The organism is Streptomyces sp. NPDC017993 (assembly GCF_044328065.1).
Classification (GTDB): Bacteria; Actinomycetota; Actinomycetes; order Streptomycetales; family Streptomycetaceae; genus Streptomyces.
The window spans coordinates 346,507-363,513 of the sequence record NZ_JBIRGO010000001.1; the positions used below are offsets into that span (position 1 = coordinate 346,507).

At 71.1% G+C, this 17,007-nt stretch carries 13 protein-coding genes; 6 read left to right on the forward strand and 7 right to left on the reverse strand.

Going from position 1 to position 17,007, the window contains the following annotated elements; genetic code table 11:
* The first annotated feature begins 131 nt into the window (after positions 1 to 131).
* The 4 genes from ACH4FH_RS01685 to ACH4FH_RS01700 all read left to right on the forward strand — a co-directional run bounded on the left by ACH4FH_RS01685 (position 132) and on the right by ACH4FH_RS01700 (position 6,875).
* A complete protein-coding gene (locus ACH4FH_RS01685; RefSeq protein WP_398553709.1) occupies positions 132 to 533 on the forward strand; it encodes a VOC family protein in 402 nt (133 codons plus the stop codon).
* Positions 534 to 664: 131 nt separating this feature from the next.
* Entirely contained in the window at positions 665 to 3,313 is a 2,649-nt protein-coding gene (locus tag ACH4FH_RS01690) for a bifunctional FO biosynthesis protein CofGH (protein WP_398553710.1), read from the forward strand.
* Between the two features lie 184 nt (positions 3,314 to 3,497).
* Positions 3,498 to 4,517, forward strand: coding sequence for a carbohydrate kinase family protein (locus tag ACH4FH_RS01695; protein WP_398553711.1), 1,020 nt, complete (start codon positions 3,498 to 3,500; stop codon positions 4,515 to 4,517).
* 117 nt (positions 4,518 to 4,634) lie between these two features.
* Positions 4,635 to 6,875, forward strand: a complete 2,241-nt coding sequence (locus ACH4FH_RS01700) for a trehalose-6-phosphate synthase (protein WP_398553712.1) — start codon at positions 4,635 to 4,637, stop codon at positions 6,873 to 6,875.
* Positions 6,876 to 6,956: 81 nt separating this feature from the next.
* Here ACH4FH_RS01700 and ACH4FH_RS01705 read toward each other — a convergent pair whose 3' ends face one another.
* Both ACH4FH_RS01705 and ACH4FH_RS01710 read right to left on the reverse strand, forming a co-directional pair.
* Positions 6,957 to 7,211, reverse strand: coding sequence for a hypothetical protein (locus ACH4FH_RS01705; RefSeq protein ID WP_393892596.1), 255 nt, complete (start codon positions 7,209 to 7,211; stop codon positions 6,957 to 6,959).
* Positions 7,212 to 7,300: 89 nt separating this feature from the next.
* Positions 7,301 to 8,260, reverse strand: coding sequence for a D-2-hydroxyacid dehydrogenase family protein (locus tag ACH4FH_RS01710; RefSeq protein ID WP_398553713.1), 960 nt, complete (start codon positions 8,258 to 8,260; stop codon positions 7,301 to 7,303).
* A gap of 240 nt (positions 8,261 to 8,500) precedes the next feature.
* On the opposite strand from ACH4FH_RS01710, the gene ACH4FH_RS01715 reads away from it, so the two are divergent.
* Positions 8,501 to 9,622, forward strand: coding sequence for an ADP-ribosylglycohydrolase family protein (locus ACH4FH_RS01715; RefSeq protein WP_398553714.1), 1,122 nt, complete (start codon positions 8,501 to 8,503; stop codon positions 9,620 to 9,622).
* A 77-nt stretch (positions 9,623 to 9,699) separates the two neighbouring features.
* On the opposite strand, the gene ACH4FH_RS01720 is transcribed toward ACH4FH_RS01715, so the two are convergent.
* The 3 genes from ACH4FH_RS01720 to ACH4FH_RS01730 form a co-directional block, all read right to left on the reverse strand.
* The gene (locus tag ACH4FH_RS01720) at positions 9,700 to 11,304 is read right to left on the reverse strand and encodes a sodium:solute symporter family protein (RefSeq protein ID WP_398553715.1); all 1,605 of its coding nucleotides are present in this window, start codon (positions 11,302 to 11,304) and stop codon (positions 9,700 to 9,702) included.
* Between the two features lie 405 nt (positions 11,305 to 11,709).
* The gene (locus tag ACH4FH_RS01725; RefSeq protein WP_398553971.1) at positions 11,710 to 12,495 is read right to left on the reverse strand and encodes an SDR family oxidoreductase; all 786 of its coding nucleotides are present in this window, start codon (positions 12,493 to 12,495) and stop codon (positions 11,710 to 11,712) included.
* A 256-nt stretch (positions 12,496 to 12,751) separates the two neighbouring features.
* Positions 12,752 to 13,975, reverse strand: coding sequence for a PLP-dependent aminotransferase family protein (locus ACH4FH_RS01730; protein WP_398553716.1), 1,224 nt, complete (start codon positions 13,973 to 13,975; stop codon positions 12,752 to 12,754).
* 261 nt (positions 13,976 to 14,236) lie between these two features.
* On the opposite strand from ACH4FH_RS01730, the gene ACH4FH_RS01735 reads away from it, so the two are divergent.
* Positions 14,237 to 15,175 carry a hypothetical protein gene (locus tag ACH4FH_RS01735; RefSeq protein ID WP_398553717.1) on the forward strand — a complete coding sequence of 313 codons (939 nt, stop codon included), beginning with the start codon at positions 14,237 to 14,239 and terminating at the stop codon, positions 15,173 to 15,175.
* Positions 15,176 to 15,429: 254 nt separating this feature from the next.
* On the opposite strand, the gene ACH4FH_RS01740 is transcribed toward ACH4FH_RS01735, so the two are convergent.
* Together ACH4FH_RS01740 and ACH4FH_RS01745 are read right to left on the reverse strand one after the other, a co-directional pair.
* Positions 15,430 to 15,639, reverse strand: coding sequence for a DUF397 domain-containing protein (locus tag ACH4FH_RS01740; protein WP_398553718.1), 210 nt, complete (start codon positions 15,637 to 15,639; stop codon positions 15,430 to 15,432).
* Positions 15,640 to 15,907: 268 nt separating this feature from the next.
* Positions 15,908 to 16,774 carry a helix-turn-helix domain-containing protein gene (locus ACH4FH_RS01745; protein WP_398553719.1) on the reverse strand — a complete coding sequence of 289 codons (867 nt, stop codon included), beginning with the start codon at positions 16,772 to 16,774 and terminating at the stop codon, positions 15,908 to 15,910.
* Positions 16,775 to 17,007 lie beyond the last annotated feature (233 nt).

Sequence of the window (17,007 nt, forward strand, 5' to 3'; positions counted from 1 at the left end):
ACGACCGCCTAGGACCATCGGCGTACGGACAGCGGGGCGGGTCGGTCCGGAAGACCGATCCACCCCGGCCCCGGGCCGCCCTAGCGTCGAGGGGGACAGCACCCCCAGACCGACGGTCCAAGGAGAATCCCATGCCGCGACTCGACCACACGATCGTGCACAGCACCGACCGCTTCGCCTCCGCACGCTTCCTGGCCGGGCTGCTGGACGCCCCCGAGCCCAAGGCGTTCGGCCCGTTCGCCGTGCTGAAGCTGGACAACGGCGTGGCGCTCGACTACGCGGACAGCCTCGCCGCCGGGCAGCGATTCGTCCCCACGCACTACGCGTTCCTGGTCACGGAGGACGAGTTCGACGCGATTCTGGCCCGCATACAGGCCCGGAGCCTGCCCTACTGGGCCGACCCCCGCCACACGCAGCCGCAGTCCGTCAACCGCCTGGACGGCGGCCGAGGCATCTACATCGACGACCCCGACGGCCACAACCTGGAGTTCTTGACCCGCACCTACTCCGACGAACTCCTGGCCGGCTTCTAGCGTGTGCGCCGCCGCAGCCGGGAAGTGCCCGGTCGCTGCGCGGAGGGAACCTCCGTATGACGTGACCAGTGGCACACCACCCCGCCGGTTTTCACGGCGGCGCTGTCGGCGGGCGCTCGTATGCTCGGAGGATGACTTCCAGCGCGCAGGGACCTGACCAGGGATCCGACCGAGGCATCAACCGGCAGACCACCCCGGTCGCCGACTGTCCCGTGCCGCCGACGGCGAACGCGATGCGCCGTGCGCTCAAGCGGGCCCGCGACGGCGTGGCGCTGGACGTCGGCGAAGCCGCGGTGCTGCTCCAGGCCCGCGGCGACGACCTCAAGGACCTGTGCGCCTCCGCGGCCCGGGTCCGGGACGCCGGCCTGGAGGCCGCGGGCCGCCCCGGCGTCATCACCTACTCCCGAGGGGTCTTCATCCCCCTCACCCGCCTGTGCCGCGACAAGTGCCACTACTGCACCTTCGTCACCGTCCCCGGCAAGCTGCGGCGCGACGGACACGGCATGTTCCTCTCGCCCGACGAGGTCCTCGACATCGCGCGGCGCGGCGCCGAAATGGGCTGCAAGGAAGCCCTCTTCACCCTCGGCGACAAGCCGGAGGACCGCTGGCCCGAGGCCCGCGAGTGGCTGGAGGCCCACGGCTACGACGACACGCTTTCCTACGTCCGCGCCATGGCCATCCGTGTCCTGGAGGAGACCGGGCTGCTGCCCCACCTCAACCCCGGGGTGCTGTCCTGGACGGACTTCCAGCGCCTCAAGCCCGTCGCGCCGTCCCTGGGCATGATGCTGGAGACGACCGCCGAGCGGCTGTGGAGCGAGCCCGGCGGCCCGCACCACGGCTCGCCCGACAAGGAACCCGCCGTCCGACTGCGTGTCCTGGAGGACGCCGGACGGTCCAACGTCCCCTTCACCACCGGACTCCTCATCGGCATCGGCGAGAACTACGAGGAGCGCGCCGAGTCCCTCTTCGCCCTGCGTCGCGTCCAGCGGGCGTACCACGGCATCCAGGAACTCATCATGCAGAACTTCCGCGCCAAGCCGGACACGGCCATGCGCGGAATGCCGGACGCCGAACTGGAGGAGCTGGCCGCGACGATCGCGGTGGCCCGGCACGTCATGGGCCCCTCGACCCGCATCCAGGCGCCGCCCAACCTGGTCGACGGGGAGTTCGCGATGCTCATCGCCGCCGGCATCGACGACTGGGGCGGGGTCTCCCCGCTGACCCGCGACCACGTCAACCCCGAGCGCCCCTGGCCGCAGATCGACGACCTGGCCGCGCACACCGCCGCGGTCGGCTTCGAGCTGCGCGAACGGCTGCCCATCTACCCCGAGTTCATCAAGCGCGGCGAGCCCTGGCTCGACCCCCGGCTGCTGCCGCACGTCCGCGCCCTGGTCGACCCGGAGACCGGGCTGGCCCGCGAGGACGCTGTGGTCGAGGGCCACCCCTGGCAGGAGCCCGACGAAGGCTTCTCGATGAGTTCCTCGGGCCGCACGGACCTGCACCACACGATCGACACCGAAGGCCGCACCGCCGACCGCCGCGACGACTTCGACGAGGTCTACGGCGACTGGGAGGCGCTGCGCGAGGCCGCCGCCCCCGGGATGGTGCCCTCCCGCCTCGACGCCGACGTCCGGCAGGCGCTGACGCAGGCCGCCGACGACCCCACCAAGCTCACCGACGCCGAAGCCCTGGCACTGCTGCACGCCGACGGCCCCGCCCTGGACGCCCTCTGCAAGATCGCCGACGATCTGCGGCGCGCCACCGTCGGTGACGACGTCACCTACATCGTCACCAGGAACATCAACTTCACCAACGTCTGCTACACCGGCTGCCGCTTCTGCGCCTTCGCGCAGCGCCGCACCGACGCCGACGCCTACACCCTCTCCCTCTCCCAGGTCGCCGACCGCGCCGAGCAGGCGTGGGACGTGGGCGCGGTGGAGGTCTGCATGCAGGGCGGCATCCACCCCGACCTGCCCGGCACCGCCTATTTCGACATCGCGCGCGCCGTCAAGGAACGCGTCCCCGGCATGCATGTGCACGCCTTCTCGCCGATGGAGGTCGTCAACGGCGCCACCCGCACGGGGATGTCCATCCGGGAGTGGCTGACCGCCGCCAAGGAGGCCGGTCTCGACACCATCCCCGGGACGGCCGCCGAGATCCTCGACGACGAGGTCCGCTGGATCCTCACCAAGGGCAAGCTGCCGACCGCCACCTGGGTCGAGGTCGTCAAGACCGCCCACGAGCTGGGCATCCGCTCGTCCTCGACGATGATGTACGGCCATGTCGACCAGCCCCGCCACTGGCTCGGCCACCTCCGGCTGCTGGCGCAGATCCAGCAGGAGACCGGCGGCTTCACCGAGTTCGTCACCCTCCCCTTCATCCACACCAACGCCCCCGTCTACCTCGCGGGCATCGCCCGCCCCGGCCCCACCACCCGCGACAACCGGGCGGTAACCGCCATGGCCCGGGTGCTGCTGCATCCGCACATCACCAACATCCAGACCAGCTGGGTCAAGCTCGGTACGGAAGGCGCCGCCGAGATGCTCCGCTCGGGCGCCAACGACCTCGGCGGCACCCTGATGGAGGAGACCATCTCCCGGATGGCCGGATCGAGTTACGGCTCCTACCGCTCCATCCAGGACCTCATCTCCATCGCCGACGCCGCGGGCCGCCCGGCCAGGGCCCGTACGACGACCTACGGCCCGGTCGCCGACGAACGGCACTCCGCCGCGCTCGCCTCGGACGGCCACCTGCCCGAGCTGCTGCCCGTGCTGGAGTAGCCGGTCCGGCGACCGGCCGGTCCGCCGCTCCCGCCCTGCCCGCCGCGTACGCATGCCGTACGAGCAGGCAGGGCGGTGTGCGTACGGCGCCGCGAGGAGTCGGTCCAGGACTCAACGACCTGCCTTTCAGCCATGTCTGCCGCCCGCTGGTTTTGTTCACCGAGCAGATGCCTACATTTCCGCTATGACTGACGGGCCATGTGCGTCCCCTGTGTCCGTACGGGCACCCGATGCCGTCCCGCCGGCCGGACGGCACCCCGAGGTACGGGCCGCATCGGCCGCGCCGGTGGACGTGGCGACGCCCGGACTCGTCCTGGTGGCCGGGGCGTACTCGGTCGATCTGGTCTTCCGGGAGCTGGCAGGCCCGGTCGCCTACGGGACCGAGGTGTGGGCCGAGGGCTTCAGCATGGTGCCCGGAGGGGCGTTCACCCTCGCCATGGGGCTGCGGCGACTGGACCACGACGTCGTGTGGGCCGCCGACTTCGGCAATGACGCCTTCAGCCGGCACGTCCTCGCGACCGCCCGGGACGAGCATCTCGACGAGCGAGCCTTCAGACACCACGACCGCCCCGTACGCAACATCACGGTCGCGCTGTCCCACCCCGGGGACCGCGCCATGGTCACCTACGAGGACCCGGTGCCGCCCCGCCCGCTCGCGGAGCTGATCGCGGCATACCGGCCCGCGGCGCTGATGCTGCCGTATCTCCAGTACGGCCCCGAGGTGTCCGAGGCCCTGGACATCGCCGCGCGGACGGGGACCCAGGTCCTCATGGACTGCCAGGACCGCCCCGGCAGCGTCGACATGCCCGAGGTGCAGAAGGCGCTCGGCAAGGTGGACGTGTTCGCTCCCAACGCCGCCGAGGCGCTGCGGATCACCGGGACGCACACCGTCGACGACGCGCTGGAGGTGCTGGCGGGCCTGGTGCCGACGGTGGTCATCAAGCAGGACCGGGAGGGCGCCGTCGCCGTCGGGAACGGCGAACGCGTCGCACAGCCTTCACCACCGGTCGAGGTGGTCGACACCACCGGCGCCGGCGACTGCTTCAACGTGGGCTTCCTGCACCGCCGCCTGGCGGGCGGCACGCTCGCCGCATGCCTCGCCGCCGGCGTCGCCTGCGGAACGGCGTCCGTCACCGCCGCGGGATCGAGCGCCGCACCGGACACGGCCGGCCTGCGGCGCTGGCTCGCACGCGTCACGGCCTGACGCCGCGAACCCGAACCCGGCCCGGAGCCACTGCCCGGCCGACCAACCGACCCGACGCGAGACCGCACAGCGCCACCTGTCCGACACCGACACCCATCCGACGACAACGGGGGAAGCATGGCGTGGACACCGGGCGAGCAGACCGAGCCGAGGCCGGCACCGACCCTCCTGGACACGAACCCGAAGGTACTGGTGACCGACCTGGACGGCACGCTCCTGGGCGGCGACGACACGGATCGCCGCCTGCTGCGTGCGGCGCTGGACCGGCACCCCGAGGTGACCGTCGTCTTCGCGACCGGCCGCGGACTGCCCTCCGTCGAGCGCATCCTCAGCGACGACCCGCTCGTCCCCCGGCCCCGGTGGATCATCGCGGATGTCGGTGCGAGCGTCATCGACGGCGTCGGCATGAGCCGGGTGGACCTCCTGGAGAGCCGGCTGCGGGCGGGCTGGCCGGGGCAGCGCCGCGTACGCTCCGCCCTCGCCGGGTTCACCGAACTCGTCCACCAGGACGCGGTGGCGCAGGACGGCCGCTGCTCCTTCTACCTCCGCCCCGAGCAGCTCTCCCGGCAGCTCACCGACGCCGTCCGGGAGCTGGACTGCGGCTGGACGTACTCCGCGGACCGCTACTTCGACGTCCTCCCGGCCGCGGCGAGCAAGGGCAACGCCCTGGCCCTGCTGGCCCGTAAGCACCAATGGCCCATGGACTCGGTGCTGGTGGCCGGCGACTCCCTCAACGACCTCTCCCTCTTCCGGCTCGGCGCCCACGGCGTCCTCATGGGGAACGCCGAGCCCGCGCTGGGCGAGCAGTTACCGGACGGCGCCGCCGTCCACCGGCCGGACCGACGGGGAGCGGCGGCGATCCTGTCCGCCCTGGAAGACCTCGGCTGGGTGGAGCGCACCGCGGCCGTCGTTGTCGGCTACCACCGCCCGCCGGTACGACGGGCCGACGGGGGCTGGCGCCGGCCATTGAGCCCGAACGGAATCCTGCCGACCCTGCGCAGCATGTTCGCCACCACGGACATGGACGCCGTCTGGGCGACGTCCCTCGTCGGCGGCGAGGCACTCCACGGCGAGGCGCCCCCCGGCGAACCGCTCGGCGGCGCACCGGTCCACGACGCTTCACGCCACGGCGCTTCACGCCACGGCGCTTCACGCCACGGCGCTTCACGCCACGACGCTTCACTTCACGCCGCGTCACTCCGCTCCGCGTCGCAGGAGACGGGCCTCCCGCTGGCCATCCTGCCCGTGACAGCCGCCCAGTGGACGGGCTACTTCCACCGGGCGTGCAAGGAGACGCTGTGGCCCGTCCTGATGTCGCAACCGGAGCGGATGCGCCACGACCCGGCGGCCTGGACGCACTACGAGACGATGAATAACCGTTTCGCCGACCACATCAGCGCCCACGCGGCCCGCGACGCCACGGTCTGGCTGCACGACTACAACCTCTGGCTCGTCCCCGGAATCCTGCGCGCGACACGGCCAGACCTGCGCCTCGGACTCTTCCACCACACTCCCTTCCCGCCGCCGGAAACCTTCGCCCGCATCCCCGACGCCGCCCGGATCCGCGGCTCCCTCGCCTGCCTGGACTGGGCCGGATTCCACACCGCCGTCTTCGCCGACCACTTCCGGCGGACCCTCGCCGACGGCCCCCGCACGCCCCGTACCGGCATCCACCCTCTGGGCATCGACCGCCCCATGGTCGAAGCGCTCGCCCGGTCCCGCGCCCCGCACCCCCGCACCGACGACGCGGCCGCGCTGGTCCTGTCCGTGGAGCGCCTGGACTACGCCAAGGCCCCGCTCCAGAAGATCCGGGCCCTGTCCACCTTGCTCACCGAGCGGCCGGAACTGCGCGGACGGTTACGCTTCCGCCTCATCTGCCCGCCCCCCGAACCGGGCATCCGTGCCTACGACTCCACCCGCGAAGCCCTCGAACGCGACATCACTGCCCTCAACGACACCTGGCGCACCGACAGCTGGCAACCCGTCGACTACATTCCCCGGGCCCTGCCCTTCGCCGAGGTTGTCGATCACTACCTGGCGGCCGACGTCCTCTGGGTGACCTCGCTCCAGGACGGCATGAACCTCACGGCCAAGGAGTTCATCGCCGCGCAGGCGGCCACCGGCCGGTCCGGAGTGCTCGTCCTGTCCCGCTCCACCGGAGCCGCCGCCCAACTCGCCCCCACCGCGCTGCTCACCGACCCACGCTCACCCCGGGACCTGGTCGACACCTTGCACCGCGCCCTCACCATGCCTCCGCGCCGGCGCCGCACCCGCATGGCCCGCCTCGCCGCCCTCCTCGATGACCCGAGCCCCGCCGTCTGGGCGCACCGGATCATCACCGCCATTCGGCAGGACTGAGCCGGCGCCGGTGGGGGAGCGCGCCATGTCCCGGCCCGCGTGGGGGCGGCGGCGGAGGTCCTCTCACCAGGAGGGGCGCCGTCATTCCCCCTCGTACTCCGCCTCGTGCTGCAGGATGCACTGCTGCCACTGCGACAGTGCCTCCTCGCGGTCGCCTCCACTGTCCTGGGCTGCGGCGATCAGCGCGTCGGCGGCCATGGCGGCCAGCCGTACGGCGATATGGCAGACGTCGCGCTGCGGGAGCGGCCGGAGGAGTTCCACCGCGCCGTCGCTGTCGCCGGAGAGCGCGGAGGCGACGACGGCCATGGTGGTGCGATCCCACTCGTACTCGGACATGGAGGGAGCATGCCCATCAGGCGCCACCGCCAGTATCGAACTTGCGAGCGGGACGAGAGGCGCGAGCGGCGGGCCCCGGCCTGCCCGGCCTACCCCAGGCGCCGTACCGGCGTGCCCGCCAGGTATGCGGTGATGTTCTCGACGGCCTCGGAGAAGTACCCCTCGTAGTTGCGGCGGGTGACGTAACCCAGGTGCGGGAGGGCGAGGACGTTGGGGAGGGTGCGCAGCGGGTCGTCGGCGGGCAGCGGCTCGTGGTCGAAGACGTCCAGGCCGGCGCCGGCGATCCAGCGTTCGCGCAGCGCGCGGAGCAGCGCGTCCCGGTCGACGATGCCGGCCCGGGAGGTGTTGACGAGGTAGCTGGTGGGCCGCATCCGGCGTAGCTCGTCAGCGGCCAGCAGCCCCCGGGTGCGGTCGCTCAGGACGAGGTGCACGGAGACGAAGTCGCTGGATTCGAGGAGTTCTTCCTTGTCGGCGGTGGCGTGCACCCCATACTCCGCGGCACGCTCGGCGGTCAGGTTCTGGCTCCAGGCCGCGACGTCCATGCCGAAGGCCTGACCGATCCGCGCGACGCGGGTGCCGATCTTGCCCAGGCCCAGCAGCCCGAGCCGGCGGCCGTGCAGATCTGCGCCGAGGGTGCTCAGCCAGGGGCCGTTGCCACGCATCGCCGCGCTCTCGGTGGCGACGTTGCGCGCGAGGCCGAGGAGCAGTGCCCAGGTCAGTTCGACGGGCGGTTCGATGTTGCTGCTCGTGCCGCAGACGGTGACGCCGAGCCGGGCGGCGGCTTCGAGGTCGATGGCGGCGTTGCGCATGCCGGAGGTGATCAGGAGCCGGAGGCGGGGCAGCCGGTCGAGAAGCGTGGCGGGGAAGGGGGTGCGCTCGCGCATCGCGACGACGATCTCGCAGTCGCCGATCGCGTCGACCACCTCGTCCTCGGAGCGGAACGGCTGCCGCAGGGTGCGGACGTCCACCACGCCGGCGAGGGGCGACCAGTCGGCCATCGAGAGGGCCACGTCCTGATAGTCGTCGAGCACGGCGCAGCGCGGAGTCATGCGGGTTTCTCCTGAGGCGGTAGGGGGGTACGGCAGGGGCTGATGATTTGTGTGGGGCGGCAGGTGCGTACCGGTCGTGGCCTGGGCCGTTCGATTGGGGCCGTACCGGTCATAAGCCTCCTCGCGGATGACTGTTCACAATACGAACCTGGTCTCAAATTGATCATTCCTGGTCGATTACAGTGCTGCGGCAGGGGGCCCGCAAGGCCCCGGGACGTTGTGAGCTTCAGGAGGGGCGCAGTGAGCGCAGCGGCAGGCAACACCGCTATCTGGGGCCGCGCCGAACAGCAGGACTTCCGCAGCCGGGTCCGCGGCTGTCTGCTCGGCGGTGCCATCGGCGACGCGCTCGGCGCCGGCATCGAATTCGATTCGCTCGATGCGATCCGCAAGGCACACGGCCAGGAAGGTGTGACCGACTTCGTGCCCGCTTACGGGCGGCGCGGCGCGGTCACCGACGACACCCAGATGACCCTCTTCACGGTGGACGGGCTGATCCGCGCCCAGGTGCGCCGGGACACCGGAGCCTGGCATCCGCCCACCGACGTGCACCGCGCCTACCTGCGGTGGGCCGTCACCCAGCGCGACTGGGGGCCCGACGAGCGCAAGACGGACGACGGCTGGCTCGCCCGTGAGGAGTGGCTGTACTCCCGGCGGGCGCCCGGCAGGGCCTGCCTGAGCGGTCTCGGTGACGAGGCGATGGGCACCCTGGACAAGCCCAAGAACCCGGACTCCAAGGGCTGCGGCGCCGTGATGCGCTCCGCGCCGTTCGGGCTGCTGGTCGGCTGGGAGCCGCAGCTGGTCTTCCAGCTCGCCGTCGAGTGCGCGGCCCAGACCCACGGCCACCCCACCGGCTACCTCGCGGCCGGCGCCTTCGCCGTCATCAGCCATTCGCTGGCACGGGGCGAGCACCTCGACGGCGCTGTCCAGAAGGCGATGGCGCATCTGGGCACCCGCCCGGGCCACGAGGAGACCACCGACGCACTCAAGCGCGCGCTCGGCGCCGTACGGCAGGGGATGCCGACACCGGCACGGGTGGAGTCGCTGGGACAGGGCTGGACGGCGGAGGAGGCGCTGAGCATCGGCGTGTACTGCGCGCTGGTGGCCGAGGACGTCCGGCACGGGCTGCTGCTCGCGGTCAACCACGGCGGCGACAGCGACTCGACCGGCGCCATCTGCGGCAACCTCCTGGGCACCCTGCACGGTGAGACGGCGCTGCCGCCCGTGTGGCTGGTCGAGTTGGAGGGCCGGGACACGATGCTCCAGCTCGCCGACGACTTCGCGATGGAGATGACACAGGGCCCCGCACTGCACGGCCCCGCCGGCTCGGCACCGGGCTGGCTCGCCCGATACCCACGGGCATAGCGTCCCCGGGGCGGGCGCGCCCCCACGCGCGCCGGCCCCGAGGACGGCCCCACCCGGCCCGGACCACCCCACGAGGCTCAGAGGGGCTTCGGTGCCTCCCCCGCCGCGTCTCCCGCGACACCACCGGGGACCGCCTCCCGCTCCGCCCCGTCCCCCTGCTCCGGGACGGGCAGCGCGGCCGCGGAACCGTCGTCGTCCTCCCCGGAGTTGATCCGCGCCAGCAGCGCGTCCCGCTCCGGCGTCGCCTCGGGCTTGATGAGGCCGATGAGGACGAACAGGATCAGTGACGTCGCGACCGGCGAGACGATCTGGATCTGGAGCTGGACATCGCTCAGGCCGTAGTTGGTCAGCCAGAAGGCGAACAGCCCGGCCGCCCAGGACGTCAGGGCCGCCGTCGGACCGCACTTGCGGAACGCCGGCAGCAGGCCGAGCAGGAACGGGATGGAGATCGGCCCGACGAGCCCGGCCACCCACTTGATGACGACGGTGATGATGTCCTTGAACGTGGGGGAGTTGACCTGCGTCGCGATGGCCATCGACAGCGCCAGGAAGGACACCGTGGACAGCCGCGCGGCCAGCAGGCCCGCCCGGTGGGACCAGTTGCGCGCCTTCTCGCCCAGCTTCGGCAGTGCGGGGGCGATATCGCGGGTGAAGACCGCGGAGATCGCGTTGGCGTCCGAGGAGCACATGGCCATCGTGTGGGAGAAGAAGCCGACGATGACCAGACCGAGCAGGCCGTGCGGCAGCAGGTGTTCGGTCAGCAGCGCGTAGGAGTCGGAGGCGTCCGGCTTCTGCGCCTTGACCAGCAGCGGTGCGACCCACATCGGGAAGAAGAGGACCAGCGGCCAGATGAACCACAGGGCCGCCGACAGCCACGCGGAACGCTTGGCCTGCCGGGCGTTGCGGGTGGCCATGTAGCGCTGGGCCTGGTTCCACATGCCGCCGCTGTACTCGAAGGTCTTGATGAAGAGATAGGCGAGCAGGAACGTCAGGGTGTACGGGCCGACGGTCGGCTGGGTGTGGGTGTCCGGCAGCTTGTCCCACACGGTCCACAGCGAGCTGATTCCGCCGAGTTCGCCCATGACCGTGACCAGCATGGCGACACCGGCCAGCAACTGGATGACGAACTGACCGAGTTCGGTGAGCGCGTCCGCCCACAGCCCGCCGACCGTGCAGTAGATGCCGGTGATCACGCCGGTGATGAGGATGCCCTGGTTGAGGGACATGCCGGTGAAGACGGACAACAGGGTCGCGATGGCGGCCCACTTGGCCCCCACGTCCACGATCTTCAGCAGCACGCCGGACCAGGCGAGGGCCTGCTGCGTCGGGAGGTTGTAGCGGTTCTTGAGGTACTCCAGCGGCGAGGCGACACCGAGCCGCGAACGCAGCCGGTTCAGCCGCCCCGCGAACAGCTGGGCGCCGATGGCGATGCCGATGGCGATCGGAAAGGACCAGGTGACGTAGGAGGTGACACCGTATTGGTAGGCGATGCCGGCGTACCCGGTGAACATCACCGCGCTGTAGCCGGACATGTGGTGGGAGATGCCGGACAGCCACCACGGCATCTTCCCGCCCGCGGTGAAGAAGTCGCTGACATCGTCCACGCGCTTGTGCGACCACACGCCGATAGCGATCATCACGCCGAAATAGCCGATGAGTACGGCCCAGTCGAGACTGTTCATGCCCCCTCCAGGGGTCCGCCTTGTGAACGAGGAATCACTTCGCCGTGACGTCCTGTAGGGCGGTTCCCCGTGCGGGAGCGGGGACTTCGGGGATTGAACCGTCCAACGCGCAGTCCGGTCAAGAGCGAATGCGATCACAGATGTGAACCAGGATCAGCAAAGCGAACGATTTTGCCGTCTCTTGACCTGCTGGGCCGTTGTCCCGCACATGACGCCGAACACACGATGAGCGGACACTTCGCCGGGCGCCATTGCCCGAACGCACGCCATCCACCGAGCAGGGAGGCGCACCGAACGCACCGAACGTGCCCACTGCGCCACCCGAGACGCCGGACGGCGTCATCGCGCGGGAGCGGGATCCCGGGCGGAGGAGAAGGATCGGAAAGGAGGCACGGCCAGGGGCGGCTAGCGCATCAGCTCGCCCGCGTTGACCAGCAGCGACTGGCCCGTGATGGCGCGCGCCCGGTCGGACGCCAGGAAGACGGCGCTTTCGGCGACATCGGCGTCCGTCGCCAGTTCCGGCAAGGCCATGCGCTCCGTGAGTCGGCCCAGCACCTCGGACTCCGGAACGCCCTCGTTGTGTGCCGCGAACCGCACGTAGGACTCGACCGGCGGGCCCCACATCCACCCCGGCTGCACGGTGTTGACGCGTATCCGGCTCGGCCCCAACTCATGCGCCAGCGAGTACATCGCCGACACCAGCCCGCCCTTCGATGCCGCGTACGCGGCCTGCTGCACCTGAGAGGGCGCGGCGAGCGAAGACTGGGTGCCGATCATCACCACCGACCCGCCACCGCGCGCCGTGAGGGCGGGAAGGCAGGCGCGGGTCATCCGCAGGGTGCCGAAGAGGTTGACGTCCGCGACCTCGTGCCAGGCGTCGAAGTCGGCGTCGCGCAGGCCGCCGAAGAGGGAATCCAGTGCGGCGACATGGATCACCGCGTCGATCCCGCCGAAACGCTCCACGGCCAGCGCCGCGAGCGCCTCACATTGGGCCTCGTCGCGGATATCGGTCACCTGCCAGGCCGTACGTTCGCCTGAAGGGTCGATCTGTGCGGCCGACTTGGCGAGGTTGCCCGCGGTGCGGGCGCCCAATGCCACGGTCGCACCGTCCCGCACGCACGCCGCCGCGACCTGATGACCGAGCCCCGCTCCGACGCCTGAGACGACAACCGTCTTGTTCCGCAGCAGCATGTGCGCCTCCCGACCCCGCTCGCGCTGGACTGCGTCGCGACCCTCGGGGGTCATGACGCCCATGGCGTGGTGGCCCGAGGTCGCGTCGCAGAGCATTGCCTGACGAGGCGTCAGATTACGATGCGCGTGCGGGATTGGCCAGAGGAGCGCGGTAGGGGAATGACCGACCGGGAGCGGGCGTCCGCGCGCCGGAACCGACCTGGGGCGGCGCTGGGTGCAGGCCCTGTCCGCCCCAGCGCTCGCGCCCAACCGCCCTTCACGTTTCCTTCTGGGCGCTCCCCAGTGCCGTCGCCAACCGGGCCAGGCCCTCGCGGATCTCGTCCGGGGAGTGCGTCACGAACGACAGGCGGATGGCCGCCGCGTCCGGCGGGCCGGCGAAGAACGGCGCGCCGGGGACGTAGGCGACGTCATGCCGCACGACCTCGGGCAGCAGCGCCGTCGCGTCGTAGCCCTCCGGCAGCGTCGCCCAGACGAACATGCCGCCCGCCGGACGGTTCCACCGCGAGCCCTCGGGGAGCGCGACGGCCAAGCCGTTCACCAGCGCGTTGCGCCGGTCGCGATACGCGCCGCGCACTCGCTCCAGATGCGCGTCCAGGTCCGAGACCGACAGGTACCGTGCCGCGGCGGCCTGGTCGACGGTCGAGGTGTGCAGGTCGGCAGCCTGCTTGGCGATGATGCAGGCGCGCCGCAGCGCGGCCGGCGCGCGCAGCCAGCCCAGGCGCAGGCCGGGCGCCATCACCTTGGAGAACGACCCGAGCAGCGCCGTACGGTCCTCCGCGCCGGGGAAGGCGGCGACCCACGGCACCGGCTCGCCCTCGAAGCGCAGTTCGCCGTACGGGTCGTCCTCGGCGATCCACAGTCCGCGGCGGGCGGCGACCGCCGCGACCGCGGCCCGGCGCTCGGCGGACAGCGTCCGGCCGGTCGGGTTCTGGAAGGTCGGCACGACGTAGAGCAGCTTGGGCCGCTCCCGCGCGGCGATCTCGTCCAGCGCCTCGGGGAGCAGACCCTCGTCATCGGTCGGCACCGGAACCACCCGGGCGCCGGCGAAGGAAAATATCTGAAGTGCCGCGAGGTAGCAGGGATCCTCGACCAGGACCACATCGCCTGGCTCCAGCAGGGCGGTGGCCAGCAGCGAGAGGCCCTGCTGGGAGCCGGTGGTGACGATCAGGTCGTCGGCGGCCGTGGCCAGCCCCCGTGCGGTGGTGCGCGCCGCGACGGCCGCCCGGAGCTCCGGGTTGCCCTCGCTGGTGGAGTACTGCAGTGCCCGCCGAGGCTCCTCCGTCAGCACATGCTGGAACGCGGCCGCGATGCCCGCTGCGTCGAACAGCTCGGGGGCGGGCAGCCCGCCGGCGAACGAGATGACTTCCGGGCGCGCGGTGAGCGCCAGGATGTCGCGTACGGGCGAGCTGCCGGTCTGGACCGCGCGCGCGGCGAGGGCGGGTGTGGGGGTGACGGCGTCGGCGAGGGTCGCGTCCGGCATGGCGGCTCCAATCGGTCATCGTCTGCGTTAACCGGCGTTAGCTGCAGATGCCGCGCAGCTTAAGCGGCGGGTGCCCCGGTGCGCAGCCCTGCCCGCATGATGAACCGGACGGCGAGCGGCGAGCGGCGAGGGTAGAGGCCGACGGGTCATCCGGCGGCGGGCGGCGTGGGGGTGGTCCGGTCGGCGACGCCGGGTGGACGGCGAGCGGCCGGGCGCTCCCCACCCCTCCCCTTCTGACGCCCCGTCAACTACACCTGTCTCATGACCGAGGACATCGCACATCCACCGGAAGGGCCGGGCACCGCGCACCGCGCATCGGCCACGCAGCGCCCAGAGGCCGCAGGCGCCACGGATGCCGCGGACGGCGCGGAAACCCACAGTGCCGCCTACGCCGCCCTCGCCGCCGTCGGCCCCTACGGCGTGCACCCCGGGCACGCGCTGATCACCATGGTCGAACCGCACCCGGGCCACGAGTACGCGTACAACCGCTGGTACGAGGACGACCACTACATCGCGGGCGCCATGGCGATGCCCTGGATGTTCGCCGGACGCCGCTGGGTCGCCACCCGGGACCTGCAACTGCTGCGCCGCCCGGAGAAGTCCGCCGTCGCCCTGCCGGTCACGGCCGGCTGCTACCTCTCCACCTACTGGATCACCGAAGGTCGCTACGACGAGCACATGAAGTGGACCGTCGGCATCAACAAGCGCCTCAACCGGGACGGCCGGGTTCACCAGGACCGTACGCACGTCTTCACGGCCTTCCAGGACCACGTCGCGACGGTCTACCGGGACGGCGCGGCCGGCCCCCGGGACTTCCACGCGCTGGACCACCCGTACGCCGGGCTGGTCCTGGAGGTGATCGACACGGACGGGCCCGAGCAGCGTGCGGCGCTGGCGGAGTGGCTGCGGGACCGGCACCTGCCGGGACGGCTGGCGGGTTCGCCGGCGGCCATGGTCACCGTCTTCCGGCCGACTCCGCTGCCGGGCGACCGCATGGCGTATGTGAAGCAGGTCGAGGGCGTCGACACCCGGCTGACGCTGCTGTGGTTCCTCCAGGAGGACCCGCGCGACCGCTGGGCCACCCACTTCGCCGACCGCGTCACCGCTGTCGCGGACTCCGGGCTCGGGCGGGTGGAGCTGGTGGCGCCGTTCATCCCGACGATTCCCGGGACGGACCGGTACGTCACCGAACTGCGCTGACTTCCGGGGCTGCGGAGGTGTGCGACGGGCGGCGCCGGCGGGGAGGGCGGCGCCGCCCGTCGCATGGCCGAGCCCCCTCGGCCAGGACGGCGATCCAGTCGAGAGGGCTCGTATCTACGGTGTTGCGGTGGTGCGGATGCTGCCCTGTCGGCGGCAGCGGTGGCGCGGACGGCGGCGGTGCCGGTCCTGCCGGGCCCGCCGCCCCGTGGCCGTGCAGCCAGTGACCTGTGGTCCGTGGCCTGCGTCCGGTCAGCTCACGCCAGGTCGTACGAACCGCCTGCGACGTCCGACACGAAGCTGCTCCAAGCGGAGTTGTCGAACGTCAGTCGCGGGCCGTCCGGGTCCTTGGAGTCGCGTACCGCGATGGCTGCGGTGGTCGGCACGGCGATTTCCACGCATGCGCCGTTGCCACCTGAGTACGAGGACTTCGTCCAGGAGAACGCGGAATTGGGCTGAATGGCCATGTTCACTCCGACTCACTCTGAGTTGCCGTGGATTTCGGTAGTGCTGACGCTACGCGCCAACATCACTTGCCACAGAGGCCGTTCACCCGTCCGAATGGCATATTCCTTGATCTCTTTTCAAGGAAGACGGCCCAGGTGTACCGTGCGAACCCAGTAACCGGAATGTCTGATTCCGCAGCTGAAGACCTGCTTTTCCCCTCCCCAGCTCCTCCTCGTCGACCGCTTTCGGATCGCGTCGGGCAACCTGTTCATTGCCCCGCGGCAGCCTTCATCCCACGGCGTCCGCATGCGATTTGGCCGCTGCGGCGATGAACTCCCGACTTTGGTCAGCATTCAACGCTTGGGCGCGCAGATGCTCGTACATGATCGTGTACTTGTGGACATCGTTGGTCTTCTCCAGATACAGATCGCTGGTGACCCCCTCGATGTACACCACGCTGGAATCGGCGGCGTCGTCGAATTCCAGGATCGAGAACGTCCCCGACATTCCGGCATGCGCACCGGTGTCGTACGGCAGCACCTGCACCGTGACATGCGGCAGATGACTCACCTCGACGAGGTGTTCCAGCTGCTCGCGCATGACCAGGTGGCTGCCGACCACCCGTCGCAGGGCGCTCTCGTCCAGCACCACCCACAGGCGCAGCTGCCGCTCCGGGTCGTTGACCCGCTCCTGGCGGCGCATGCGGACCTGGATGCGCTTTTCCAGCTGATCGGGCGCGAGCTCGGGGACCGTGCCGGGAATGACGGCTTCGGCATACCCGGGTGTCTGCAGAAGTCCGGGCACCAGCAGGGACTCGTAGACGCGTAGCGAGGCCGCCTCGGTCTCCAGGCCGATGTAAACGCTGTACGGGATGTCGCCGAAGGCGTGCCACCAGCCCTGCTGCCGCGAATCCTTGGCCATCTGCATCAGCGAATCGACGATGCGGTGATCATCGACTTCGTAGACGCCGCACAGATCGCGGACATCGCGCTGGCTGATGCTGCGGCGGCCGTTCTCCAGCCTGCTGATCTTCGACTGGGAGACGAGCAGACGCTCGGCCACCTCTTCCGCCGTCATGCCCTTGAGCTCCCGGAGCCTTCGCAGCTCCTGGCCCAACCGGCGTCGCCTGACGGTGGGATTGACATTGGACGCCACGGGACGTGCACCTCCGGCTCCGTACTGCTGTCGTTTCCTGCTCAGCAGAGTGCCACCCCAGGTCGACGCCGCGCAGTGGAATGCACACAGAAGGCGATCGCGCATGCGCGCGGGGTGGCGGGGGGGGGGCGCCGCCGCCCCCGGCCGCCCCCCCCCCCCCCCCCCGCGCCGGGGGCCCCCATGTTTGAATAACCCGCCGGGGGGGGCCCTGGGGGGGGCCGAGGCGGAGGCGC